The sequence below is a fragment of the Shinella sp. Sh6 genome, from assembly GCF_055392685.1.
Map to the genome: position 1 here is coordinate 123,311 of NZ_AP044007.1, position 22,323 is coordinate 145,633.

The following is a 22,323-nucleotide window of genomic DNA, read 5'->3' on the forward strand; positions in this document are numbered from 1 at the left end:
CCGCCGCTCAGGCCGGGCAGAAAAGGGGAGGGGAGGCGTCAGCCCGCCAGCAGGCGCCAGGCCACGTAGAGCCCGATGAGGACGACGGCGACGGCGCCGAGAATGAGCCCCAGGCGCTTTTCGATGAAGGCCTGGATCGTCACGCCGTAACGCTTCAGCAGGAAGGCCAGGAGATAGAAGCGCAGGCCCCGGGCAATGACGGCGGACACCACGAAATGCCAGAGCTTCACATGCGCGACGCCGGCAAGGATCGTCACCACCTTGATCGGCGGCAGGTGCGCAAGGCCCGAAGTGACGAGCAGCAGGTTGAGCTGCTCCTCCCCGACATGGGATTTCAACTGCTCGAACGTATCCAGCTTGCCGTAGAAGGCGAGGATCGGCTTGGCGATGCTTTCATAGGCATAGAAGCCGAGCAGCCAGCCGGCGATGCCGCCCGCCACGGACGCCGCCGTCGCGACGAACGCATAGCGGTAGACCCGCTCCGGCCGCGCCAGCGCCATGGGCAGGAAGAGGACGTCCGCCGGAACGAGGAAGATGGAGCTTTCGACGAAGGCAATGAGCGCAAGCCAGGCTTCCGCCGCCTTGCGGCCTGCCAGCGACAGCGTCCAGGCATAGAGTTTTCGTAGCATGAAGTCTGCGCCCTGCGGAAAGCCGGATGGCGGCAGGCCCGGGCGGGCGCCGCCCGGGTGAGGTATATCGTTCGCCGGCCGAACTCAACCCTTCTTCGCCATATCGCGCCTGATCTCTTCCATGGCGCGGCGCATGCCGTGGAGCTGGTCCATCAGGTGCAGGATCACGTCGATCCCCGCGTCGTTCGCGCCGATCCGCGACTGCAGCTCCCGGATCAGCCGGACCCGCGCAACGTCGATCTCCTGGAAGTGGAGGCCCGTCGGCGTCTCTTCGGGAACCAGCCATTCCTGCTCGATCCACAGCTCCAGGACCTTCACCTGCAGGCCCGACGTCTTCAGGAACGTCTGCTTGTCCATCCTCATCGTCAGCCCTCCTTGCGCGGGTCGAACGCCTTGCCCTTCGCCCAGCCCGAAACGAACGCCTCGAGCTCCGCATCCGGCGGGCTCGGCAGCACCACCTTCAGCTTCACGAACTGGTCGCCGGACCCGCCGCCGCGCTTCGGCGCACCCTTGCCCTTCAGCCGCAGCACCGTGCCCGTGTTCGAGCCCTTCGGCACCGCCATCGTCACCGCCCCCGTCGCCGTCGGAACGCGGATGCGACCGCCAAGCACCGCCTCGCTCAGCGAGACGGCAAGCTCGATCGTGATGTCGTCGCCCTCCCGTTCGAAGCGCGGGTCGGGCAGCACCTCCACCTCGATCAGCGCATCGCCCGCTCCCCCGGTTCCCGCGCCCGGCGCGCCCTTGCCCTTCAGCCGAAGCGTCTGGCCGCTGACGAGGCCCGGCGGGATCTTCACGTCCAGCGTCCCGCCGTCCGGCAGCGTGATGCGCTTGCCCGCACCGGCGATCGATTCGGAAAAGTCGATCGCCAGCCGGTAGTGCAGGTCCTGCCCGCGCCGGTTGGCCTGCGCCCGCTGGCCGCGCCGCAGGAGGTCGGCGAAGATGTCGTCGCTGTCCATGAAGTCGGAGAAGCCCGACGTACTGGCATAGGGATGGCCGGTATCGGCGCCGGCATAGTCGCGGTAGTAGTTCTGGCGCGGCGGCGGCCGCTCGGCGCCCGACGCGTCGATCTCGCCGGCGTCGAAGCGCCTGCGCTTGTCGGCATCGCCAAGAAGGTCGTAGGCGGCCGCCACCTCCTTGAACTTCTCCTCGGCCGACTTGTCGCCCGGATTGAGGTCGGGGTGCAGCTTCTTGGCAAGCTTGCGGTAGGCACTCTGGATCTCGGCCGGCGAGGCGCTCGCCGAAACGCCAAGAACCTCATACGGATTGCTCACGGGTACGCTCCGGTTGGAATTGAATTCGTCATTATATGAGGTCGGAGCCCGCCTTCGGCAACGGGCAGCCTTTACGCGTTCGCCTCCCGCGCCTCCTGCAGCCGCATCAGGATATCGATGAGGCGAGGGGCCATTTCGCGGATCTCGGTGAGGTGGATGGCGGTCAGCCGTTCGAGCACGTCGTCGGCCTTGTCGGTCAGTTCCAGCGTCTGGCGGCGGCGGTCGGCCGGATCGGTGCGGCGGCGCACATAGCCGGCGGCGACCAGCCGGCCGACCAGTTCCGTCGCCGAATGGGGCGCGATCAGCAGGCGCTCGGCGAGCTTGCCCACCGTCATGGCCTCGCCTTCCCGATAGCCGCGGATCGCCAGCAGGGCCTGGTGCTGCTGGGGCGGAAGTCCCTCGCCATGGGCCGCCGACGTGCTGAAATCCATGAACCGCCGCAGCGTGTAGCGCAGGTTGGACAGGCCCTCGTAGTCGGCATCGGTCAGTTTTTCCTTCGGCATTCCCCCATCCCTGCTTTCCGTGGCGCGTGCAACCAACCTTACCCCATTGCGCCGCAAACGTGTAGGCCGGCCCGATGTCGTCGCTTCGGCACGGCACCTGTTGATTTATATCGCAGTACGATATATTGGCGGCCTCCACCAGAACGCAAGCGACAGGACGCAGCATGCCGCAACAGAAAAGCCCTCACCGGCCGCACGACTTCACCGGGGGCCTTGCCCGGCGCGAGGCCGGAGACTTCACGACGGACAGGCGCGTCCTCGCGCTGATCGGCATGGCGCTGATCATCGGCACCGCCGGCGCCTTCTCCGCCCGGCTGCTGCTGGATCTCATCGCGCTCGTCACCAACCTCGCCTGGTTCGGGCAGTTCAGCATCGGCCCGGCCACGCCCGGCGAAGCCCACCGCTCGCTGTGGATGGTCGCGGTGCCCGCCATCGGCGGCCTCATGATCGGCCTGATGGCCCGCTACGGATCGGAGAAGATCCGCGGCCACGGCATTCCCGAGGCCATCGAGGCGATCCTCATCGGCGGCAGCCGCATGTCGCCGAAGGTCGCGGTGCTGAAGCCGCTCTCCTCGGCGATTTCCATCGGCACGGGCGGCCCCTACGGCGCGGAAGGCCCGATCATCATGACGGGCGGGGCCATCGGCTCGCTCTTCGCCCAGTATTTCCACCTGAGCTCGGCCGAGCGCAAGACGCTGCTCGTCGCCGGCGCCGCCTCTGGCATGACGGCGATCTTCAGCTCGCCGATCGCCGCCGTGACGCTCGCCGTCGAACTCCTGCTCTTCGAATGGAAGCCGCGCAGCTTCATTCCTGTCGCCGTCGCGGCCTGCGTGTCGGCCTGCTGGCGCCCCTTCCTGTTCGGCAGCGGCGCGCTTTTCCCCAAGCAGTTCCATATGGACCTGCCCTGGTGGGTCATCGGCCTCTGCGCGCTGATGGGCATCGTCACCGGCCTGCAGTCCGGCCTCTTCACCGCGCTGCTCTACAAGATCGAGGACACCTTCGAGGCGCTGCCCATCCATTGGATGTGGTGGCCGGCCATCGGCGGCGCCATCGTCGGCCTCGGCGGCCTGATCGAGCCGCGCGTGCTCGGCGTCGGCTACGACATCATCGACGGCCTGCTGAACAGCCGGCTGCTGCCGCAGGCGGTGCTGACGATCCTCGTGGTCAAGGCCTCCGTCTGGCTCGTCTCGCTCTCCTCCGGCACATCGGGGGGCGTGCTTGCGCCGCTCCTCATCTTCGGCGGGGCGCTCGGCTGGCTGATCGGCCTCGTCTTGCCCGGCGACCCGGGCTTCTGGGCGCTGCTCGGCATGGCCGCCATGATGGGCGGGACGATGCGCGCGCCGCTGACCGGCACGTTCTTCGCGATGGAGCTGACCGGCGACGTCTCGATCCTGATGCCGCTTCTGGCGGCGACGGTCTCGGCCTATGCCGTGACCGTTCTCCTCCTGCGCCGGTCGATCCTCACGGAAAAGATCGCCCGCCGCGGCCAGCACATCACCCGCGAATACGGCATCGATCCCTTCGAATACACGCGGGCGCGCGACATCATGATCGGCGAGGTCGACACGCTGCCGGCCGACATGACGGTCGAGGCGGCCTCCGCCTTCTTCGCCGAGACGGCGCGCACGCACCGCGTCTATCCGGTCGTCGATGCGGACGGGCTGGTCAAGGGCCTCGTCTCGCGCGGCGACGCGCTGCGCTGGCAGCAGGACCGGACGCCGGACAAGCAGACCCTCGACGATCACGTCTCCGACACGTCGGTGCCCCTCGCCCATCCCGACGACACGATCGGCTACGTCGCCGACCTGATGCTCGCCGCCGATGTCGGCCGCATCCCGATCGTCGATCCGCAGACGGGACGCCTGCAGGGCCTCCTGGCCCGCAAGGACCTGCTGCGGCTTCGCCATGCGGCCAACGCGCTGGAAAACGAGCGGAAGCCCTATCTCGGGCCGAAAAAGGCGGAAGCCGGCAAGGCCGGCTGAGCGGCGCTGCCGCGGCGGCCAGGGCCGCCGCGCTTCTCAGCGCGGGAGCACGGAGCCCTGCCTGGGGGACTGGCCGGCCGGCTCCGTGTTGAACCCGGAATCCACCTGGCTCATCCACTGGCGGGCATGGTCGAAGAGCAGCGCGAAATCGTAGCGCCATTCGAGGAGAAGAAGCTGCCACGCATTGCCGTCGAGGCTGCCCAGCCGCTCGTCGAGCTTGCTCTTCAGCGCCGCCATCTGCCCCGAGGGGGATGTGGCGGCGGCCTCCGGCCCGTGCGCCTGCGGGCGCGCGGCAAGCTGGAGTTGGCGGTCCAGTTCGAGAAGCTCGGCTTTCAGGCTTTCCAGGTTTTCGGACATGGCTTCGGGTCTCCATCCAAGATCGCGATTATATCGCATCACGATATAATTTCAAGCTGGCCGCGTGGGCCCGGAACCGGACCGCATTGCAAGCGATTGTGCTTTGCACCATATTCCCGCTCACCAAGCAGATCGCAGGGATCCATTCCATGACATCGTTGCACGCCGCCGCCGGCGACAAACCCGAACTGCGCAAGTTCCTTGTGCTGCTTCTCGGCTCGATCGGTGTCGTCTACGGCGACATCGGCACCAGCCCGCTCTATGCCTTCCGCGAGGCGCTGCGGCCGTTCGTGGCCAACGGGGTCGTCCGGCAGGACGTCGTCATCGGCCTCATCTCGCTGATGGTCTGGACGCTGACCGTCATCGTCACCTTCAAATACGTGCTGTTCCTGCTGCGCGCCGACAACGACGGAGAAGGGGGCACGCTCTCGCTGCTCGCCCTTCTCATGAAGAAGTCGGGCAGCTACCTGCCGGTCCTCTTCTTCGCCGGCGTCATCGGTGCCGCGCTCTTCATCGGCGATGCGATGATCACCCCCGCGCTCTCCGTCATGTCGGCGCTCGAAGGCCTCAACCTCGTGACGCCGGCCTTTGCCGGCTACGTGCTGCCCATGTCGGCGGCGATCATGGTGGGGCTCTTCCTCGTCCAGTCGAAGGGTACCGCCGCCGTCTCCAACTTCTTCGGCCCGGTCATGGTGCTCTGGTTCTTCGCCATGGCCTGGGGCGGCCTCATCCACATGGGCGACGACCTGACGATCCTCGAAGCGCTCAACCCGCTGAACGCGCTCTGGTTCATCACCCATGCCGGCAGCGTCGGGCTGATCGTGCTCGGCGCCGTCTTCCTCACCGTCACCGGGGCCGAGGCGCTCTATGCAGACCTCGGCCATTTCGGCCGCAAGCCGATCCAGATCGCCTGGTTCATCCTCGTCTTCCCGGCGCTCGCGCTCAACTATCTCGGCCAGGGCGCGCTGATCCTCACCCATCCCGAGGCGGTGGCGAACCCGTTCTTCCTGCTCTATCCCGACTGGGCGCTGCTGCCCATCGTCATCCTCGCCACCATGGCGACCATCATCGCCAGCCAGGCGGTGATCACCGGCGCCTTCTCGCTTGCCCGCCAGGCCGTGCACCTCGGCTTCCTGCCGCGCCTGATGATCAAGTTCACCTCCGAGACCAACACCGGGCAGATCTACGTTCCGGCGGTCAACAGCGTTCTCTTCATCGGCGTCATCGTCCTCATCTTCTCCTTCCGCAGCTCCGAATCGCTGGCGACGGCCTACGGCATCTCGGTCACTGGCGCGATGGTCGTCACGACGCTGATGGCGCACCAGTTCCTGCGGCAGATCTGGCGCTATTCCACCGTCACCGCCACGCTGCTCCTCCTGCCGCTCCTCATGATCGAGGGCGTGTTCCTGGCGGCGAACCTCCTGAAGATTCATGACGGCGGCTGGGTGCCGGTGGCGCTCGCGCTCTCCATCATGATCGTCATGTGGACGTGGACGCGCGGCACGAAGTACCTCAAGGACAAGACGGCGCAGAACGACGTCCCGCTCACCGACTTCATCGCCGCACTCGACAAGAAGTCCGCCCATGCCCCCGCCATCGTGCCCGGAACGGCCGTGTTCCTGACCAGCGTGCCGGATCGCACCCCGGCTGTCCTCCTGCACAACATCAAGCACAACCACGTCCTGCACGAGCGGAACGTCATCCTCACCGTCTGGACGCAGGACAAGCCCTATGTGCCGGAGGAAAACCGCATCGCCATGCAGACGCTCAGCGACCGCTTCCTGCGCATCGACCTCACCTTCGGCTTCATGGAGGAGCCGAACATCACCAAGGCCCTCAGCCTCTGCCGCAAGAAGGGCTTCAAGTTCGAGATCATGCAGACCTCGTTCTATCTCGGCCGGCGCAACCTCGTGCGCTCGCCGACGGTCGGCCTGCCGGCCTGGCAGGAGCGGCTCTACATCGCGCTCGCCGATTTCGGCATCGACCCGTCCGACTATTTCCGCCTGCCGGCCAACCGCGTCGTGGAACTCGGCGAGCAGGTCGCGATTTGAGGCCCGAGCCTAATTCTTGACAGGTCGTTCCAGTATTCCTATATCCCCGTCATGGCACGGAACAAGGAATTCGACAGGGACGACGCGCTTGACGCCGCTATCGGGGTTTTCCGGGAGCACGGCTTCGAGGGCACGTCGACGGACATGCTGGTGCGGGCGATGAAGATCGGCCGGCAGAGCCTCTACGACACCTTCGGCGACAAGTGGAAGCTCTACTGCCTCGCCGTCGAGCGCTATTCCATCGCCGAGACGCGCGCCCATATCGCCACGTTGCGCGGCGAGCCCCGCGCGGTGGACGGCATCCGGGCGATGATTGGCCGCGTCGTCGAGGATGCGCAGCTGGCGTGCCTCGGGGTCGGCTCGATCTGCGAATTCGGCGAGAGCCGGCAGGAGCTTTCGGCGCTCCGCCAGACCGCCGCGCTCCAACTCAAGACCGCCGCCGAGGAGCGTATCCGTAAGGCGCAGGCCGACGGCGACATCGCCGGCGACGCCACGGCAGGGGAGATCGCGAACTTCCTCATCGCCGGTATCGCCGGGATCCGCGTAGCCGCGCGGGGAGGGGCGAGCCGCGACGACCTGCGCTCGCTGGGCAGGATGACGCTCCGCGCCATCGCCTGAGCAAAAAAATTTCGCTAATTCTGGAATAACCAGTCAAGAAAGGACATGAAATGAAAGCCATCGTCATGAACGGCATCGGCGGGGCCGATGTCATGGACCATGTCGACCGCCCCGAACCTGTGGCCGCGCCCGGGCACGTCGTCGTCGAGATCGCCGCCGCCGGCGTGAACTTCATGGACATCGGCGTCCGCCAGGGCATGGCCTGGACCGAGACGGCGAACCCGAAGATTCTGGGCGTCGAGGGGGCAGGGCGGGTCGCCGCCCTCGGCGAGGGCGTGCGGGACTTTGCCATCGGCGACCGGGTGGCCTGGGTCTATGCGCCCGGCAGCTATGCCGAGCGGCTTTCGATACCGGCGGATGCGCTGGTCGCCATTCCGGACGGCATCGACGACCGCACCGCCGCCGCCGTGATGATGCAGGGGCTGACGGCAAGCCATTTCGCCACCGATTTCTACCCGGTGCAGCCGGGCGACACCGCGCTCGTCCACGCCGCCGCCGGCGGCCTCGGCCTGCTCCTCACCCAGATCATCCGGATGCGCGGCGGACGCGTGATCGGCCGGGTCTCGTCCGAGGCCAAGGTCGCCGCCGCCAGGGAAGCCGGCGCCGAGCACGTCGTCGTGGATGCGAAGGGAGAATTCGCCGATGCCGTGCTGGCGCTGACCGGCGGGGAGGGCGTGGACGTCGTCTATGACGGCTCGGGGCCGGCGACCTTCCAAGGCTCGCTGGCCGCGCTCAGGCGGTCCGGCACCTTCTGCTGGTACGGCCCGGTGCTCGGCGGACCGGGGCCGCTCGACATCATGAGCCTGCCGAAGAGCATCAAGCTCGGCTATGCCGTGTTCTCCGACCACATCCACACCCCGGCGCTTTTGCGCGCCCATGCGCAGCAGCTCTTCCGGTGGATCGGGGAAGGGGCGTTGAAGGTGAAGATCGGCAACGTTTATCCGCTCGCCGATGCCGCCGCGGCCCACGCGTCGATGGAACGCCGGGAGACCACCGGAAAGCTGCTCCTCGTCCCCGGCATGTCGTGAGCGGACGTCAGAAGGCGACGAACTGGTGGGCGCTGGCGACGGCCTTGCGGAGATCGCCGATCGCGTCGTTTGAGGCGGCCGGCAGCTCCTCGCCCTCCAGTTCCTTCGGCATCTTCCAGCCGGGATCGACGCCCTTCATGTTCGGCAGCTCGTGCGCGATGCCCTTGTGGCAGTCGATGCAGGTCGCCTTGCCGGTCAGGAGGTATTTCGAGTGGATGTCGGCGGCGCGCTGGGTCTGCTTGGTGAAGTCCATCGCCACGGCCGAATGGCAATTGCGGCATTCCAGGCTGTCGTTCGCCTTGAGGCGTGCCCATTCGTGCTTGGCAAGCTCCAGCCGCTTGTCGAGGAATTTTTCGCGCGTGTTGATCGTGCCGAAGATCTTGCCCCAGACCTCCTTGGAGGCCTGCATCTTGCGGGCGATCTTGTCGGTCCACTGGTGCGGCACATGGCAATCCGGGCAGGAGGCGCGCACGCCCGAACGGTTGGTGAAGTGCACCGTGTTGGTCAGCTCCTGATAGACGTTGTCCCGCATCTCGTGGCACGAGGTGCAGAACTTCTCCGTGTTCGTCAGCTCGAGCGCGGTGTTGAAGGCGCCCCAGAACATGACGCCGCCGACGAAGCCCCCGAGCGTCAGGAAGGCGAGGCTGAGGGTCGCCGCCGGCGTGGTCAGGATCGTCCAGACCCAGAGGAGGATTGCCTTGATGCGCGCCATCATCGTCACTCGCTTCCCGCGCCGGTGACGCCGAGCTCGCTCATGTCCTTGAACGTGTTGCCGACAAGCGGCTTCCTGTCGGCCTGCGGCACATGGCAGGCGGTGCAGAAGTAGCGGCGCGGCGAGACGTCGGCGAGCATCTGGCCCTCACGGGTCATGTAGTGGGTGACGCTGATCATCGGCGCGCCGGCATCCTGCGAGAACTCGCGCTTGTGGCAGGAAAGACAGCGGTTGGTGTTGACCGAAAGCTGGTAGCCGTCGATCGAGTGCGGAATGATCGGCGGCTGCTCGGGATAGGCGCGCATGCGCCGCAGGTCGTCGATGATCCATTTCGGCAGCGGGTCGGCCGGCAGCGTCTGCATCTTGTCGCCGTCCGGACCGGAAAGCTGCGGCACCATCTGCGCCATGGCGCTGGTGGCGATGACGGCCACGCCGAGCGCGGCGAAGACCCACCTGCGACGGGGGGTCATGCGACGGGTTCGATCTTGACTGCGCATTTCTTGAAATCCGTCTGTTTCGAGATGGGATCTGTGGCGTCGAGCGTGACCTTGTTGATGAGCTGGCTGGCATCGAACCACGGCACGAAGATCACGCCGGGCGGCATGCGGTTGCGCCCGCGCGTCTCGACCCGCGAACGGATCTCGCCGCGCCGCGAGACGATGCGGATTTCCGAGCCCTGGTTGAGGCCGCGCTTGCGCGCGTCGTCCGCATTCATGAAGCAGCGCGCGCCGGGAAAGGCCTTGAAGAGCTCGGGAACGCGCATGGTCATCGAGCCGGAATGCCAGTGCTCCAGCACGCGGCCGGTGACGAGCCAGGTGTCGTATTCCTCGTCGGGCGATTCGGCCGGCGGCTCGTAGGGCACGGCGATGATCGCCGCCTTGCCGTCCTTGTTGCCGTAGAACTTCACACCCTCGCCGGGCTTCACATAGGGGTCGTACCCTTCGCGGTAGCGCCACAGCGTCTCCTTGCCGTCGACGACCGGCCAGCGCAGGCCGCGCACCTCGTGATACGTGTCGTAGGGCGCAAGGTCATGGCCGTGGCCACGGCCGAAGGCGGCATACTCCTCGAAGAGACCCTTCTGCAGATAGAAGCCGAAATGCTGCGCCTCGTTGTTGTCGTAGCCCGGATCGACCTCGCTTAACGGGAACTTGGCGACATCGGTCTCGGCATAGAGGACCTGGTAGAGCGTCTTGCCCTTGTATTGCGGGTTGGCGGCAAGGATATCCGCCGACCAGACCTCGTCCGTCGTGAAGCGCTTGGAGAACTCGACGAGCTGCCAGAGGTCGGAGCGCGCCTCGCCGGGCGCCTGCACGAGCTGGTGCCAGACGTGGGTGCGCCGCTCGGCATTGCCGTAGGCGCCTTCCTTCTCCACCCACATGGCGGCCGGCAGCACGAGGTCGGCGCTCATCGCGGTGATCGTCGGATAGGCATCCGAGACGACGATGAAATTATCGGGGTTCCGGTAGCCCCGGTAGGTCTCGTTGGAGGTATTCGGCCCGGCCTGGACGTTGTTGTTGACCTGAACCCAATAGAAATTGAGCTTGCCGTCCTTCAGCATGCGGTCCTGCTCGACGGCGTGATAGCCCGGCTTTTCCGGGATGATGCCGTGCGGAATGCGCCAGATCTCCTCGGCGTGCTTGCGGTGCTCGGGGTTCGTCACCGTCATGTCGGCGGGCAGGCGATGGGCGAAGGTGCCGACCTCGCGCGCCGTGCCGCAGGCCGAAGGCTGGCCGGTCAGCGAGAAGGGGCTGTTGCCCGGCTCGGAGATCTTCCCCGTGAGCAGGTGCAGGTTGTAGACCATCTGGTTCGCCCAGACGCCGCGCACATGCTGGTTGAAGCCCATGGTCCACAGCGACATGACCTTGCGGTCGGGATCGGCATAGAGCTCGGCGAGTTGCTTGAGGAAGCCGGCCTCCACGCCCGTCATCTCGACCGCCTTCTCCAGCGTGTATTCCGAGACGAAAGCCTTGAAGGCCTCGAAATCGATCGCCTCGGTCTTGCCGGGATCGGCCGAATTGGCCGCGTTCACCTCGCGCGGATTGTCCGGGCGCAGGCCGTAGCCGATATCCGTGACGCCGCGCACGAACTTCGTGTGGTTCTTCACAAAGTCCTCGTTCACCCGGCCGGACTGGATGATGTGGTTGGCGATGTAGTTGAGGATGACGAGGTCCGTGCCCGGCTTGAAGACCACCGGAATATCGGCAAGGTCCATGCTGCGGTGGGTGAAGGTGGAGAGCACCGCCACGCGCACATGCTCGTTTCCGAGCCGCCGGTCGGCGATGCGCGTCCACAGGATCGGGTGCATCTCCGCCATGTTCGAGCCCCACAGCACGAAGGCGTCGGCATGCTCGAAATCGTCGTAGCAGCCCATCGGCTCGTCCATGCCGAAGGTGCGCATGAAGGCGTAGGCGGCCGAGGCCATGCAGTGGCGGGCGTTCGGATCGAGGTTGTTCGAGCGGAAGCCGGCGCGCATCAGCTTGGTCGCGGCATAGCCCTCGAAGATCGTCCACTGGCCGGAACCGAACATGCCGAGCGCCGTTGGCCCCTTCTCCTTCAGCACCTTCTTGGCCTGCTGGGCCATCACGTCGAAGGCCTCTTCCCAGGTGATCGGCTCGAACTCGCCGTCCTTGGCGTAGGCGCCGTTGCGCTTGCGCAGGAGCGGCGTCGTCAGCCGGTCGGCGCCGTACATGATCTTGGAGAGGAAATAGCCCTTGATGCAGTTGAGGCCGCGGTTGACCTCGGCCTGCATGTCGCCGTGGGTGGCGACGACCTTGCCCTCCTTGACGCCCACCATGACGCCGCAGCCCGTGCCGCAGAAGCGGCAGGGGGCCTTGCTCCACTTGATCTCCAGCGCGCTCACCCCGCCAGGCACCGGCTGGGCGGCCGCGGGCAGGGCGATGCCGGCGGCCGCTGCCGCCACGCCCGCCGCCTGGGCCTTCAGGATGTCACGCCGCGTCAGTTCGCTGCCCATCAGCCTCGTCCTCTTCCATTTCGACATGTTCGAAAACCATATTTGCCGCGATGACCCCGTCGAGGACGGAGATGCGCATCAGCGTATCGCCGAGCACGCCGGTCGACGGCCCCTCGATGACGATCACGACCTTGCCCTTGTCCGCGCCGTGCACCTCGACATTCTCGAAACCCGCAAGGGCGGCAAGCACCCCGTCGAGGCAGCCCGGCTTTGCGGCGATGACCGCGCTGGAAATATGATGGCGACGCACCTCAGGCATGGGCGGCCTCCATCTCCGGCGGCGCCACCGCGACCGCCCCGACGGGACAGACGGCGATGCACGCGCCGCAGCCCGTGCAGGCATCGGCGGCGAGGTCCGGCACGAAAGGCCCACCGCGCACCGGGCGAAAGCGGATCGCCCCCGTCGGACAGGCATCCCGGCAAGCCTGGCAGTCCACGCCCTGGAAGGGCAGGCACGAGGCGGCGAAGGCGACGATATGGTCGAAGCGGCCGGCAACGCCATCGGCGAAGACCGGCTCGGGACAGTGCTGCGCGCAGGCGCCGCAGAAGGTGCATTCGCCGACCGCAAAATCCACGGCCGGCAGGCCGTCCGCAAGGCTGAGGATGCCGGCCGGACAGTGCGCGACGCAGGCGCCGCAGCCGGTACAGACGGCAAGCCCGTCCTCGGCCCCGTCCTCGGCAAACCCGGGCGGGCGGATGCGCAAGGGGCCGGCCCGCCGGCTGCCTCTCAGGAAATCGCGCCTCGACAGTGCCTCGTGCCGCATGGCGCCGCCCTCAATGTCCGGGCGGGCCGGGCGGCCCGTAGATGATCTGGAACATCCAGACGAGGAAGCCGTAGCCGCCGACCACGCCGACAGCGACGACCGGCCAGATGCCGAAGGCGAGAACGAGGAAGGTGATCAGCTCCCGGCGCCGGCTGGAGCGCGGCACCTGCGAAGGCGCTTGTTCTGTCGAAATCTCTGACAAGACACTTCCTCGCTTAGGCAAATCGGTGAGCGGATACTAGCATCACCGCCTTGAAAAGAAAGTAGAATAAACTTTGTTCCCGCAACCGCCATGAAAATCGCGTAACAACAGTTATGGAACTATTCCGGAAAATACATCGCTCTGCACCAAATCGGAACGGAACGCCCGTGCAGTTCAAGATTCCCTAAATTCTAAATTTGACGGGCGCCGGGAATTACATGCGAAGGCGCGCCCGGCTTCCCCGGCACCCCGGCATCGTTTCTCCACGATGCCCCTGCGACGCTATTGCACTTTCACCGTGCGGTCCCTTGCGCTAAAAGTGGCATCGCAAATACCTCTTATCGCATGCGGCCCGTCCATGGCCCCGGGGGACATTCCATGCGGATGACGCTTCACACCGACTATGCCTTGCGCATGCTGATCTACATTGCCTCGCGCCGGGACGGCGTATGCACCGTCAACGACGTCGCGGAGGCCTATCACCTGTCGCGCAACCACCTCCTCAAGGTGGCCCAGACGCTGCGCGGCCTCGGCATCATCGAGACGACGCGCGGGCGCAGCGGCGGCATCCGCCTCGCCATGGCGCCGGGCGAGATCAGGGTCGGTGCGCTGGTGCGGGCAACGGAAGAGGAATTCTCGCTCACCGAATGCATGCAGGCGCACGGCCGGTCCTGTGCGATCTCCCCGGCCTGCCGGCTCAAGGGAATGCTGCACGAGGCGCTCGCCGCCTTCCTGGCGGTACTCGACAAATATACACTCGAAGATATCGTACGCAACAGGGCCACGCTCGGCCCTCTGCTCGGGCTCGACGCCGCGGCGGCGTAAGACGGAAGGAAAACGGATGGTCACGGGATTGACGGTTTCGGAGCGCCATATGGCTCTCTTCGTGCTCGGCGCGCTGGCGCTCGCCGGGCTTGCCATGGCGGTCGGCGGGCGCGGCGATCCGCTCGCCGTGCACGGCTATATCGTTCTCGCCTTCAGCCTCGGCCTCGGCTTCGTCGTGCTCTCGGCGCTCTTTGCGCCGGAGCCGCCGGAAAGCCGGCTTTCGGAATATTACGACGACCCGACGCGGGTGGGCATCATCCTGTCGCTCGCCTGGGCAGTCGCCGGCATGTTCGTCGGCGTGTGGGTCGCCGCGCTGCTTGCCTGGCCGGAGCTGACCTTCGTGGATTCGGCCTGGGCGAGCTTCGGCCGGCTGCGGCCCGTGCACACCAGCGGCGTCATCTTCGGCTTCGGCGGCAACGCGCTGATCGCCACGTCCTTCCACGTCCTCCAGCGCACCGCGCGCGCGCGCCTGCCCGACCAGTTCAGCCCGTGGTTCGTCCTGATCGGCTACAATCTCTTCTGTCTGATCGCCGCGAGCGGCTATCTCATCGGTGTCACCCAGTCGAAGGAATATGCCGAGCCGGAATGGTATGCCGACATCTGGCTGGTCATCGTCTGGGTCGCCTATTTCCTGCTCTACATCCGCACGCTCCAGCGCCGCAAGGAGCCGCATATCTACGTGGCCAACTGGTACTACATGGCCTTCATCCTGGTCGTGGCGGTGCTGCACATCGTCAACAACCTCGCCGTGCCCGTCACCTTCGGCCATGCCAAGAGCTATTCGCTGTTCTCCGGCGTGCAGGATGCCATGACGCAATGGTGGTACGGCCACAACGCCGTCGCCTTCTTCCTCACCTCCGGCTTCCTCGGCATGATGTACTACTACCTGCCCAAGCGCGCGGGACGGCCGATCTTCTCCTACCGGCTCTCCATCATCTCCTTCTGGGGCATCACCTTCATGTATATGTGGGCGGGCGCGCACCACCTGCATTACACGGCGCTGCCGCAATGGGTGCAGACGCTCGGCATGACCTTCTCCCTCGTGCTGCTCGTGCCCTCCTGGGCCTCTGCCGGCAACGCGCTCGCAACGCTCAACGGCGCCTGGCACAAGGTCCGCGACGACGCGACGCTGCGCTTCATGATGGTCGCGGCTGTCTTCTACGGGCTCTCCACCTTCGAGGGCTCGTTCATGGCGATCCGCGCCGTCAACTCGCTTTCGCACTACACCGACTGGACGGTCGGCCATGTCCACGCCGGCGCGCTCGGCTGGGTGGCGATGATCACCTTCGGCTCGCTCTACGCCCTCGTGCCGTGGATGTGGAAGACGGAGCGCATGTATTCGCCGAGGCTGATCGAATTGCATTTCTGGCTCGCGCTCGCCGGCACCGTCGTCTACGTCTTCGCCATGTGGAATTCGGGCATCATCCAGGGCCTGATGTGGCGCACCTATAACGACAGCGGCACACTCGCCTACTCCTTCATCGACAGCCTGGTTGCCATGCACCCCTATTATATCGCCCGCGCCTTCGGGGGCCTCCTGTTCCTGACCGGCGCCGTCGTGTGCTGCGTCAACGTCGCCATGACGATTCGCATGGCGCGCCATGCCCGCAAGGCCGAAGCCGGCGGCGACGTGCCGCTCTACGGCCAGGCCGGCGCGGCACAGGCAGGAGAATGATCATGAAGGAATTCTTCCACCGCAAGATCGAGCGCAACGCCATCGGCTTCGTGCTCGCCATCGTCGGCGTCGCCTCCATCGGCGGCCTCGTCGAGATCGCCCCGCTCTTCACCATCCACGAGACGGTCGAGGAGGCGCCGGACATGCGGCTCTATACGCCGCTGGAGCTGGCCGGGCGCAACATCTACATCCGCGAGGGCTGTTACGCCTGCCATTCGCAGATGATCCGCACGCTGCGCGACGAGGTGGAGCGCTACGGGCCCTATTCGCTGGCCGTGGAATCGAAATACGACCATCCGATGCTCTGGGGCTCCAAGCGCACCGGGCCGGACCTTGCCCGCCTCGGCGGCAAGTATTCCGACGCCTGGCACGTCGCGCATCTCATGAACCCGCGCGACGTGGTGCCGGAATCGGTGATGCCGCGCTACGGCTGGCTGAAGCGCAACGCACTCAGGATCGACGATCTCGGCGAGCACCTCGCCGCCCAGCGCGACGTCGGCGTGCCCTATACGGACGCGATGATCGAGAACGCCGTGGCCGACGCCCGCGGACAGGCGAACCCCGACGGCCCGGAAGCCGGCGGCGTTGCCGAGCGCTACGGCGAAGCGACCAACGTGCGCGCCTTCGACGGTAACCCGGGCACCCTGACGGAGATGGATGCGCTCGTCGCCTATCTCCAGATCGTCGGCCAGCTCACGCAGGCCGCCCATCAGGAAACGGCGGCGAAGGAGGAATGACCATGGGCATCGACCACGAAAGCGTCGTCGCCGTCTCCAAGAGCTGGGGGCTGTTCTACCTCATCGCCATGGCGGCCGGGGTCCTCGTCTACACGCTCTGGCCGGGCAACCGGAAGCGCTTCACCCGCGCCAAGACGAGCATTCTCGACAAAAACGACCGGCCGGGGGAATAGGCATGGCAACGGAACGACACGATCCCGCCACCGGGCGGCTGACCACCGGGCACGAATGGAACGGCATCGAGGAACTGGAGACGCCCATTCCGCGCGTCGTCTTCTTCTTCCTCGCCGTCACCACGCTCTTCGCCATCGTCTACTGGATCCTCATGCCGGCCTGGCCGGTCGGCGTCACCTATACCAAGGGCCTGCTCGGCATCGACCAGCGCGCCGTGGTGGCGAAGCAGGTGGAGGACGCCGCGACGGCACGCGCCGCCTGGACCGGCCGCGTCACTGAAGCGAGCCTTGCCGACATCGCCGCCGACCCCGAGCTGATGCACCACGTCCGCGAGACGGGCCGCACGCTCTTCATCGACAATTGCGCCGCCTGCCACGGCGTGCGCGGCACCGGCGGGCCCGGCTTCCCGAACCTTGCCGCCAAGGCCTGGCTGTGGGGCGGCGATCCGGACACGATCGAGGAGACGATCCGCATCGGCATCAACGGCACGAGCCCGGACACCCGCGTCTCCGAGATGATGGCCTTCGGCCGCGGCGGCATCCTGGAAACCGACCAGGTGCGCGCGGTGGCCGCCTATGTGCGCTCGCTCTCCAACCTGCCGATGGGCGAGGCCGACAAGGCGCGCATTCCGGCGGGCAAGGAGATCTTCGCCGAGAACTGCGTGGCCTGCCATGGCGAGGATGCCCGCGGCAGCACGGATGCCGGCGCGCCGAACCTCACCGATGCGACCTGGATCTACGGCAGCGACGCGCAGACAGTGTTCACCACGATCTATTCCGGCCGGCAGGGCCATATGCCGAGCTGGGAGGGCCGCCTTTCGCCCGTCGACATCAAGATGCTGGCGCTCTACGTCGGCACGCTCGGGGAGGCAGCCCGATGAGCGCCGGCGCGAACCCCGGGGCCCCGCGCATCAACTGGCGCTGGACGTCGCTTGCCATCGTCGTCGCCGGCACGCTGCTTTTCATCGGCGCCAATGCGCATCTCGTCCATGTCGCGCTGCGCTCGCAGCCCGACTGCGTGCAGCACCTGAAGAGCGAAGGCGCGGGCGGAACGTTCCGCGCCGCGCAATCGTCCTGCTGAAAGGAGGAACATCCCATGGCCACGAGCGAAAAGATCGCTGACGCCCCGCTGCCGCTCGCCGAGCAGCGCCGCCGCCACCTGCCGGCCGGCGCGGCCTTCGGCTGGCTTGCCGCCGGCTGGCGCGACCTCTGGCGCACCCCGCTGCCGAGCCTCGTCTACGGCTTTGCCGTCTTCCTCCTGTCGGCGGCGGTCGTCTGGTGCCTCTTCCGCATGGAGCTGGACTATATCCTCTTCCCGGCGCTTGCCGGCTTCATGGTGGTCGGCCCGCTGGTGGCCATCGGCCTCTACCGCAAGAGCCAGGATCTCGAGGCGGGCATCCAGCCGAGCCTTGCGCGCATGGTCTTCGTCAAGGCGCAGTCGGGCGCGCAGGTCTGGTTTACCGGCGCGATCCTGTGCCTTCTGATGCTGGTCTGGATGCGCGCGGCCGTCATCATCTACGCGCTCTTCGTCGGGCTTCGCCCCTTCCCCGGCCTCGACAACATCGTCGCCATGCTCACCTCGACGCCGGAAGGGCTCGGCATGCTCGTCGTCGGCACCGCCGTCGGCGGGCTCTTCGCCGCCTTCTCCTTCGCCATCAGCACCTTCGCCATCCCCATGCTGCTGGCGGAGAAGACCGACGCCTTCACCGCCATGGGCACCAGCATCTCGCTCGTCTTCCGCAACCTGCCGGTCATGCTCGCCTGGGGCGCCATCGTGCTTGTCCTCACCCTCATCGGCCTTGCGACGGGGCTCCTCGGCCTCATCGTGATCTTCCCGCTGCTCGGCCACGGCACCTGGCACAGCTACAGGGCGATCCGATGAGAGGAAGGCCCGCTCCCGCCCGCACCGTGGTCATCGACGGCAAGCTCCTGCCGGAAGTGCTCGACGAGGCGATGGTCCACGCCGTCGTGCACGGCTTCTACGACGAGATCCGCAAGGACGACCTGCTCGGCCCGATCTTCAACGGCGTGATCGCGCCGGAAGACTGGCCGGTGCACCTCGCCAAGATGTGCGACTTCTGGTCCGCCACGCTGCTGCGCACCGACCGCTACGACGGCCGGCCGCTGCCGCCGCATCTCGCCATCCCCGAACTCGGGCAGGAGCATTTCCACCGCTGGCTTTCGCTCTTCCGCGCCACGGTCGAACGGCTCTGCCCGCCGGAGGTCGCCGACCTCTTCCTCGACCGGGCGCTGCGCATCGCCCATTCCTTCCGCCTCGCCATCGCCTTCCACCGCGGCACGGATACCACCGGCATCGTGCCGATCTCGCGGGAGGCGTTGTCATGACGAAAGGACCGCTCACGCTCGCCCGCGATGCGGAGGGCGAGTTCGTGTTGCCGGCGGACCTGCTGGCCGATCGCTTCGGCTGGCCGACGCAGACGCTGCGCGACTACATGCGCCGCGGCCTCGTCGCCTCGCGGGTCGAGCGCGGCGAAGGTGAGGACGAGGGCCGCTGGCGGCTTTCCGTGCGCTGCGGCAACCGCCGCTGGCGGGCGGTCGTCGAGGCCGACGGCACCGTCGGCGCCCAGCAGGTCGACGTGCTTTCCGCGCAGGCGCCTCGTTAAAGTCTATCCCGAACGCCCCTCGGTGCTGACGAAATGCCCCGGATGGAAAGCGACGCGCACGGTGGTGATGGGGCCGAGGTCGTTCCATGTCGTGCGATGGAGGACCAGAAGCGCCTCGCCGTGACGCGCCCCGAGCAGCCGCGCGTCCCGCCGGTCGGCGTTCTCTGCCGAGAAGGCGAGGTCGGCGTGCAGGTAGGGCGTGTTGAGCACCAGCCATTCATTGGCGTTGAACCGGCCGAGGTCCACCTTCTCCAGCCCCGGCACGGCCTGCGGATTCAGCCAGCGGTCCTCGATCTGGAACGGCCGCCCGTCGCCGTAGTGCACGGCCCGCATGTGAACCAGCACCTCGCCCTCCGGCAGGGCGAGCCGCGCGGCGATCTCCGCGGGGATGGGGCTTTGCCGGTGCGCGACCACCCGATGGCTGTAGGCCATGCCCGCCTGCTCGACCTGCTCGCGCACGACGGGAATGGCGAAGACCGCCTTGTGATGGATGGCGACGCGCGTTCCCGCGCGGCGGCGGCGATCCAGAAACCCCTCGTCCGCCAGCATCTGCAGGGCCTTGTTGACGGTCGCGCGCGCGGCGTCGAATTCGATGGCGAGGTCCGCCTCGTCCGGGATGCGGTCGCCATGGCGCCATTGGCGCTCGACGATGCGCCGCCGCACCTCGGCGGCGATGGCCTGCGCCTTGGCGACCGCGGAACCTGATCGCTTTCCGGTCATCCGCCCCTCCCCCTGCCGGTCGATGCACACCGGTGGATTCACACATAGCACAAAAATATGTCTAGACATATGAAGTGTTATGTTTATACATATTAGCGTGGATCGGCTGGGAGGGCGCATCACATGCAGGCATCGTGCGACAAGGCGTCCGCGCCTCTTGCCGGCATCAAGGTGCTGGATCTTTCCCGCGTTCTGGCAGGCCCCTACTGCACCGCGCTGCTCGCCGATCTCGGCGCCGAGGTCATCAAGCTGGAGCCGCCGGCCGGCGACGACTATCGCCATATCGGCCCGTTCCGCGACGGCGAAAGCGCCCTCTTCACCCTGAACAACCGCGGCAAGAAGAGCCTCGTGCTCGACCTCAAGGACCCCGAGGACCAGGCGACTGCGCAGGCCATTGCCGGGCGCGTCGACGTGGTGGTCGAGAATTTCCGCCCCGGCGTCGCCGCACGGCTCGGCCTCGGCGCCGAGACCTTGCGCGCGGCAAACGCCCGGCTGGTCTATTGCTCCATCTCCGGCTTCGGCCAGCAAGGCCCCTTCAAGGACCTGCCGGCCTACGACCTCGTGGTGCAGGCCATGTCCGGCCTGATGGCCGGCACGGGCGAGGAAGGCGGCGCGCCGCTGAAGACCGGCGAAAGCATCGCCGACCTCGTCGCCGGGCTCTTCGCGAGCTGGTCGATCATGGCCGCGCTGGTGCAGCGCGAGCGGACGGGACAGGGTGCGTCGCTGGACGTCGCCATGTACGACGCCCTCTTCTCCATGCTGACCACCAGCCATGCGCTGCATTTCTATGCCGGCGCCCTGCCGCAGCGGGTCGGCAACCGCCATCCGCTCTCCACCCCCTTCGGCTGTTTCGCGACGAAGGACGGCCAGGTGGTGATCGCCGTCCTCAGCGGCAAGCAGTTCGCCGTCCTCGCCGCGCTGATCGGAGCGCCGGAAGCGGCAGGCGACCCGCGCTTTGCCAGCGACGAGAGCCGCACGGCACACGAGCCGGAGCTGAAGGCGCTGATCGAGGCCTGGTCGCGCGGCCTGACGACCGAAGAGGCCGTCGCCGCCCTCTCCGCCGCAGGCCTGCCGGCCGCGCCGATCTGGGATATCGCGCAGGCCGCCGGCAACGAACATGCCGCCACCCGCGGCCTCGTCAGCCACCTGCCGCATCCGGTGCTCGGCACGGCCCCGACAATCGGCCAGCCGGTGCTTTTCGACGGGAAGAAGCCTGCCGCCGCCACCTCCGCCCCGCGCCTTGGCGGCGACATCGCCGCAATCCTGAAAGAATTCGGACTGGAGCAGACCCGATGAGCGACGACTGGCACATGCTTTCCGAGGAAGAGGCGTTGTTCTGCGACGTGCTGACCCGCGTCTGCGCCGAGCAGATCGCCCCCCTCGCCCACGAGACGGACGAGACCTCCGCCTTCGTCCACCGCCAGCTAAAAATCCTCGGCGAGGTCGGCATGATGGGCGCGAACCTGCCGGAAGAGTATGACGGCAGCGGCATTTCCGCGCCGGCCTTCCTGCGCGCGGTCTCCATCGTCGCCGGCGCGTGCGGCTCCACCGCCTCGGCGCTGACGGCCCATTACCTTGCGACCGATTCCATCCTCATCGGCGGCAGCGAGGCGCAGAAGCGGGAATGGCTGCCGAAGGCGGCCAGCGGCGCGGCACTTGGCGCCTTCGCGCTCACCGAGCCGGGCGCCGGCTCCGACCCCGCCGACATGAAGACCCGCGCGCGCCGCACCGATGCCGGCTGGCACGTCAAGGGCACGAAATGCTTCATCTCGAACGGTGGGGTGGCGGATTTCATCGTACTCTACGCCGTCACGGACCCGGAAAAGGCCCATCGCGGCATTTCCGCTTTCATCCTGCCCAAGGGCACGCCCGGCCTTGAGGCCGGGCCGGCGGAAAAGACCATGGGCCTCAAGGGCGGCCATGTCTTCACGCTCAACATCGACTGCCACCTGCCGGAAGACGCGCTTCTCGGCGAGGAAGGCCGTGGCTTCCGCACCGCCATGCAGGTGCTCGACAACGGCCGCATCGAGGTCGCCGCCCAGTGCCTCGGCCTTGCCGAGGCGGCCATGATCTCCGCCATCGCCTATACGAAGGAGCGCGTGATCGGCGGCCAGCCGCTCAGCGAGCGGCAGGGCATCCGCTGGATGATCGCCGACATGGGCGTCGCCTACCGTTCCGCCCTGCTGCTCTCGCAGGACGCCGCGCGCCAGCGCCAGAAGGCCCATGACGAGGGCGGCCGCTTCACACTCGCCTCCTCCATGGCCAAGCTCGCGGCCTCGGAGGCCGCGGCCAAAGTGGCCGATACCGCGCTGCAGCTTCACGGCGGCTACGGCTATACCCGCGACTTCCCCATCGAGCGGATCAATCGGGATCTGCGCATCATGCGGATTTACGAGGGATCAAGTGAAATCCAGCGCATTATCATCGCCGGCAATATGCTAGCGTGACGTTCGACGGTGCGCCGGACACGCATTGAATACC

27 protein-coding genes are annotated in these 22,323 nt (G+C 67.0%); 15 read left to right on the forward strand and 12 right to left on the reverse strand.

From position 1 onward, the window contains the following. Positions 1-38 precede the first annotated feature (38 nt). The 4 genes from ACZ5TO_RS22705 to ACZ5TO_RS22720 form a co-directional block, all read right to left on the reverse strand. The gene (locus ACZ5TO_RS22705) at positions 39-629 is read right to left on the reverse strand and encodes a YqaA family protein (RefSeq protein ID WP_184143257.1); all 591 of its coding nucleotides are present in this window, start codon (positions 627-629) and stop codon (positions 39-41) included. Positions 630-713: 84 nt separating this feature from the next. Beyond that, complete coding sequence (locus ACZ5TO_RS22710) at positions 714-992, reverse strand: chaperone modulator CbpM (protein ID WP_464801235.1); 279 nt, start codon at positions 990-992, stop codon at positions 714-716. Positions 993-994: 2 nt separating this feature from the next. After that, on the reverse strand, positions 995-1,900 hold the full coding sequence (locus tag ACZ5TO_RS22715) for a DnaJ C-terminal domain-containing protein (RefSeq protein ID WP_464801236.1): 906 nt from the start codon (positions 1,898-1,900) through the stop codon (positions 995-997). 71 nt (positions 1,901-1,971) lie between these two features. Next, positions 1,972-2,403, reverse strand: coding sequence for a MarR family winged helix-turn-helix transcriptional regulator (locus tag ACZ5TO_RS22720; protein ID WP_184142270.1), 432 nt, complete (start codon positions 2,401-2,403; stop codon positions 1,972-1,974). A 164-nt stretch (positions 2,404-2,567) separates the two neighbouring features. Between ACZ5TO_RS22720 and ACZ5TO_RS22725 the strand changes: the two genes are divergently transcribed. Then, positions 2,568-4,385, forward strand: coding sequence for a chloride channel protein (locus tag ACZ5TO_RS22725; protein WP_464801237.1), 1,818 nt, complete (start codon positions 2,568-2,570; stop codon positions 4,383-4,385). 36 nt (positions 4,386-4,421) lie between these two features. Here ACZ5TO_RS22725 and ACZ5TO_RS22730 read toward each other — a convergent pair whose 3' ends face one another. Further along, the gene (locus ACZ5TO_RS22730; protein WP_464801238.1) at positions 4,422-4,742 is read right to left on the reverse strand and encodes a hypothetical protein; all 321 of its coding nucleotides are present in this window, start codon (positions 4,740-4,742) and stop codon (positions 4,422-4,424) included. 149 nt (positions 4,743-4,891) lie between these two features. On the opposite strand from ACZ5TO_RS22730, the gene ACZ5TO_RS22735 reads away from it, so the two are divergent. From ACZ5TO_RS22735 to ACZ5TO_RS22745, 3 genes are read left to right on the forward strand one after another with little or no spacing between them, the layout of a single operon-like run. After that, positions 4,892-6,793, forward strand: a complete 1,902-nt coding sequence (locus tag ACZ5TO_RS22735) for a potassium transporter Kup (protein ID WP_464801239.1) — start codon at positions 4,892-4,894, stop codon at positions 6,791-6,793. A 51-nt stretch (positions 6,794-6,844) separates the two neighbouring features. Next, the gene (locus ACZ5TO_RS22740) at positions 6,845-7,411 is read left to right on the forward strand and encodes a TetR/AcrR family transcriptional regulator (RefSeq protein WP_464801240.1); all 567 of its coding nucleotides are present in this window, start codon (positions 6,845-6,847) and stop codon (positions 7,409-7,411) included. Between the two features lie 50 nt (positions 7,412-7,461). Next, complete coding sequence (locus ACZ5TO_RS22745) at positions 7,462-8,439, forward strand: quinone oxidoreductase family protein (RefSeq protein WP_464801241.1); 978 nt, start codon at positions 7,462-7,464, stop codon at positions 8,437-8,439. A 7-nt stretch (positions 8,440-8,446) separates the two neighbouring features. Here the strand turns inward: ACZ5TO_RS22745 and ACZ5TO_RS22750 are convergent, their stop codons facing one another. The 6 genes from ACZ5TO_RS22750 to napE are packed head-to-tail and all read right to left on the reverse strand — an operon-like array spanning position 8,447 to position 13,079. Then, positions 8,447-9,151 carry a cytochrome c3 family protein gene (locus ACZ5TO_RS22750; RefSeq protein WP_464801297.1) on the reverse strand — a complete coding sequence of 235 codons (705 nt, stop codon included), beginning with the start codon at positions 9,149-9,151 and terminating at the stop codon, positions 8,447-8,449. A gap of 5 nt (positions 9,152-9,156) precedes the next feature. Further along, on the reverse strand, positions 9,157-9,648 hold the full coding sequence (locus ACZ5TO_RS22755; RefSeq protein WP_184142282.1) for a nitrate reductase cytochrome c-type subunit: 492 nt from the start codon (positions 9,646-9,648) through the stop codon (positions 9,157-9,159). Then, positions 9,618-12,122, reverse strand: a complete 2,505-nt coding sequence (napA, locus tag ACZ5TO_RS22760; RefSeq protein ID WP_464801242.1) for a periplasmic nitrate reductase subunit alpha — start codon at positions 12,120-12,122, stop codon at positions 9,618-9,620. Before napA ends, ACZ5TO_RS22755 begins: the two co-directional genes overlap by 31 nt. Beyond that, positions 12,097-12,381, reverse strand: coding sequence for a chaperone NapD (locus tag ACZ5TO_RS22765; protein ID WP_464801243.1), 285 nt, complete (start codon positions 12,379-12,381; stop codon positions 12,097-12,099). The genes napA and ACZ5TO_RS22765 overlap by 26 nt, the downstream gene beginning before the upstream one ends. Beyond that, complete coding sequence (napF, locus tag ACZ5TO_RS22770) at positions 12,374-12,886, reverse strand: ferredoxin-type protein NapF (protein ID WP_464801244.1); 513 nt, start codon at positions 12,884-12,886, stop codon at positions 12,374-12,376. The genes ACZ5TO_RS22765 and napF overlap by 8 nt, the downstream gene beginning before the upstream one ends. 10 nt (positions 12,887-12,896) lie before the next feature. Further along, positions 12,897-13,079 carry a periplasmic nitrate reductase, NapE protein gene (gene napE / locus ACZ5TO_RS22775; protein ID WP_343059465.1) on the reverse strand — a complete coding sequence of 61 codons (183 nt, stop codon included), beginning with the start codon at positions 13,077-13,079 and terminating at the stop codon, positions 12,897-12,899. 387 nt (positions 13,080-13,466) lie between these two features. On the opposite strand from napE, the gene ACZ5TO_RS22780 reads away from it, so the two are divergent. Genes ACZ5TO_RS22780 through ACZ5TO_RS22820 form a run of 9 tightly spaced genes read left to right on the forward strand, consistent with a single transcriptional unit; the run spans position 13,467 to position 19,122 of the window. Continuing rightward, the gene (locus tag ACZ5TO_RS22780) at positions 13,467-13,913 is read left to right on the forward strand and encodes an Rrf2 family transcriptional regulator (RefSeq protein WP_464801245.1); all 447 of its coding nucleotides are present in this window, start codon (positions 13,467-13,469) and stop codon (positions 13,911-13,913) included. A gap of 16 nt (positions 13,914-13,929) precedes the next feature. Further along, positions 13,930-15,588, forward strand: a complete 1,659-nt coding sequence (gene ccoN, locus ACZ5TO_RS22785; RefSeq protein ID WP_464801246.1) for a cytochrome-c oxidase, cbb3-type subunit I — start codon at positions 13,930-13,932, stop codon at positions 15,586-15,588. 2 nt (positions 15,589-15,590) lie between these two features. After that, on the forward strand, positions 15,591-16,325 hold the full coding sequence (gene ccoO / locus ACZ5TO_RS22790; protein ID WP_184142296.1) for a cytochrome-c oxidase, cbb3-type subunit II: 735 nt from the start codon (positions 15,591-15,593) through the stop codon (positions 16,323-16,325). Positions 16,326-16,327: 2 nt separating this feature from the next. Then, positions 16,328-16,498, forward strand: a complete 171-nt coding sequence (locus tag ACZ5TO_RS22795) for a cbb3-type cytochrome c oxidase subunit 3 (protein ID WP_184142298.1) — start codon at positions 16,328-16,330, stop codon at positions 16,496-16,498. A gap of 2 nt (positions 16,499-16,500) precedes the next feature. Continuing rightward, the gene (gene ccoP / locus ACZ5TO_RS22800) at positions 16,501-17,379 is read left to right on the forward strand and encodes a cytochrome-c oxidase, cbb3-type subunit III (RefSeq protein ID WP_464801247.1); all 879 of its coding nucleotides are present in this window, start codon (positions 16,501-16,503) and stop codon (positions 17,377-17,379) included. Further along, the gene (locus tag ACZ5TO_RS22805) at positions 17,376-17,579 is read left to right on the forward strand and encodes a hypothetical protein (protein WP_464801248.1); all 204 of its coding nucleotides are present in this window, start codon (positions 17,376-17,378) and stop codon (positions 17,577-17,579) included. Before ccoP ends, ACZ5TO_RS22805 begins: the two co-directional genes overlap by 4 nt. A 15-nt stretch (positions 17,580-17,594) precedes the next feature. Beyond that, a complete protein-coding gene (locus tag ACZ5TO_RS22810; protein WP_184142304.1) occupies positions 17,595-18,380 on the forward strand; it encodes a DUF2189 domain-containing protein in 786 nt (261 codons plus the stop codon). Beyond that, positions 18,377-18,844 carry a group III truncated hemoglobin gene (locus ACZ5TO_RS22815; protein WP_184142306.1) on the forward strand — a complete coding sequence of 156 codons (468 nt, stop codon included), beginning with the start codon at positions 18,377-18,379 and terminating at the stop codon, positions 18,842-18,844. The genes ACZ5TO_RS22810 and ACZ5TO_RS22815 overlap by 4 nt, the downstream gene beginning before the upstream one ends. Continuing rightward, positions 18,841-19,122: a DUF6522 family protein gene (locus ACZ5TO_RS22820; protein ID WP_464801249.1), complete on the forward strand. Its 282-nt coding sequence runs from the start codon at positions 18,841-18,843 to the stop codon at positions 19,120-19,122. Before ACZ5TO_RS22815 ends, ACZ5TO_RS22820 begins: the two co-directional genes overlap by 4 nt. Before the next feature lie 3 nt (positions 19,123-19,125). Here ACZ5TO_RS22820 and ACZ5TO_RS22825 read toward each other — a convergent pair whose 3' ends face one another. Further along, positions 19,126-19,842 carry a GntR family transcriptional regulator gene (locus tag ACZ5TO_RS22825; protein WP_464801250.1) on the reverse strand — a complete coding sequence of 239 codons (717 nt, stop codon included), beginning with the start codon at positions 19,840-19,842 and terminating at the stop codon, positions 19,126-19,128. A gap of 123 nt (positions 19,843-19,965) precedes the next feature. Between ACZ5TO_RS22825 and ACZ5TO_RS22830 the strand changes: the two genes are divergently transcribed. Beyond that, complete coding sequence (locus tag ACZ5TO_RS22830) at positions 19,966-21,138, forward strand: CaiB/BaiF CoA transferase family protein (protein WP_464801251.1); 1,173 nt, start codon at positions 19,966-19,968, stop codon at positions 21,136-21,138. After that, positions 21,135-22,289, forward strand: coding sequence for an acyl-CoA dehydrogenase family protein (locus tag ACZ5TO_RS22835; RefSeq protein ID WP_464801252.1), 1,155 nt, complete (start codon positions 21,135-21,137; stop codon positions 22,287-22,289). The genes ACZ5TO_RS22830 and ACZ5TO_RS22835 overlap by 4 nt, the downstream gene beginning before the upstream one ends. Positions 22,290-22,323: the final 34 nt, after the last annotated feature.

Coding starts and splice junctions, on each gene's coding strand:
- ACZ5TO_RS22820 (WP_464801249.1), top strand. CDS start 18,841: ATGACGAAAGGACCGCTCACGCTCGCCCGCGATGCGGAGGGCGAGTTC.
- ACZ5TO_RS22705 (WP_184143257.1), bottom strand. CDS start 629: ATGCTACGAAAACTCTATGCCTGGACGCTGTCGCTGGCAGGCCGCAAG.
- ACZ5TO_RS22835 (WP_464801252.1), top strand. CDS start 21,135: ATGAGCGACGACTGGCACATGCTTTCCGAGGAAGAGGCGTTGTTCTGC.
- ACZ5TO_RS22730 (WP_464801238.1), bottom strand. CDS start 4,742: ATGTCCGAAAACCTGGAAAGCCTGAAAGCCGAGCTTCTCGAACTGGAC.
- ACZ5TO_RS22795 (WP_184142298.1), top strand. CDS start 16,328: ATGGGCATCGACCACGAAAGCGTCGTCGCCGTCTCCAAGAGCTGGGGG.
- ACZ5TO_RS22755 (WP_184142282.1), bottom strand. CDS start 9,648: ATGCGCAGTCAAGATCGAACCCGTCGCATGACCCCCCGTCGCAGGTGG.
- ACZ5TO_RS22740 (WP_464801240.1), top strand. CDS start 6,845: ATGGCACGGAACAAGGAATTCGACAGGGACGACGCGCTTGACGCCGCT.
- ccoP (WP_464801247.1), top strand. CDS start 16,501: ATGGCAACGGAACGACACGATCCCGCCACCGGGCGGCTGACCACCGGG.
- napA (WP_464801242.1), bottom strand. CDS start 12,122: ATGGGCAGCGAACTGACGCGGCGTGACATCCTGAAGGCCCAGGCGGCG.
- ACZ5TO_RS22710 (WP_464801235.1), bottom strand. CDS start 992: ATGAGGATGGACAAGCAGACGTTCCTGAAGACGTCGGGCCTGCAGGTG.
- ACZ5TO_RS22810 (WP_184142304.1), top strand. CDS start 17,595: ATGGCCACGAGCGAAAAGATCGCTGACGCCCCGCTGCCGCTCGCCGAG.
- ccoO (WP_184142296.1), top strand. CDS start 15,591: ATGAAGGAATTCTTCCACCGCAAGATCGAGCGCAACGCCATCGGCTTC.
- ccoN (WP_464801246.1), top strand. CDS start 13,930: ATGGTCACGGGATTGACGGTTTCGGAGCGCCATATGGCTCTCTTCGTG.
- ACZ5TO_RS22745 (WP_464801241.1), top strand. CDS start 7,462: ATGAAAGCCATCGTCATGAACGGCATCGGCGGGGCCGATGTCATGGAC.
- ACZ5TO_RS22825 (WP_464801250.1), bottom strand. CDS start 19,842: ATGACCGGAAAGCGATCAGGTTCCGCGGTCGCCAAGGCGCAGGCCATC.
- ACZ5TO_RS22720 (WP_184142270.1), bottom strand. CDS start 2,403: ATGCCGAAGGAAAAACTGACCGATGCCGACTACGAGGGCCTGTCCAAC.
- napF (WP_464801244.1), bottom strand. CDS start 12,886: ATGCGGCACGAGGCACTGTCGAGGCGCGATTTCCTGAGAGGCAGCCGG.
- ACZ5TO_RS22830 (WP_464801251.1), top strand. CDS start 19,966: ATGCAGGCATCGTGCGACAAGGCGTCCGCGCCTCTTGCCGGCATCAAG.
- ACZ5TO_RS22765 (WP_464801243.1), bottom strand. CDS start 12,381: ATGCCTGAGGTGCGTCGCCATCATATTTCCAGCGCGGTCATCGCCGCA.
- ACZ5TO_RS22815 (WP_184142306.1), top strand. CDS start 18,377: ATGAGAGGAAGGCCCGCTCCCGCCCGCACCGTGGTCATCGACGGCAAG.
- ACZ5TO_RS22805 (WP_464801248.1), top strand. CDS start 17,376: ATGAGCGCCGGCGCGAACCCCGGGGCCCCGCGCATCAACTGGCGCTGG.
- ACZ5TO_RS22750 (WP_464801297.1), bottom strand. CDS start 9,151: ATGGCGCGCATCAAGGCAATCCTCCTCTGGGTCTGGACGATCCTGACC.
- ACZ5TO_RS22735 (WP_464801239.1), top strand. CDS start 4,892: ATGACATCGTTGCACGCCGCCGCCGGCGACAAACCCGAACTGCGCAAG.
- ACZ5TO_RS22725 (WP_464801237.1), top strand. CDS start 2,568: ATGCCGCAACAGAAAAGCCCTCACCGGCCGCACGACTTCACCGGGGGC.
- ACZ5TO_RS22780 (WP_464801245.1), top strand. CDS start 13,467: ATGCGGATGACGCTTCACACCGACTATGCCTTGCGCATGCTGATCTAC.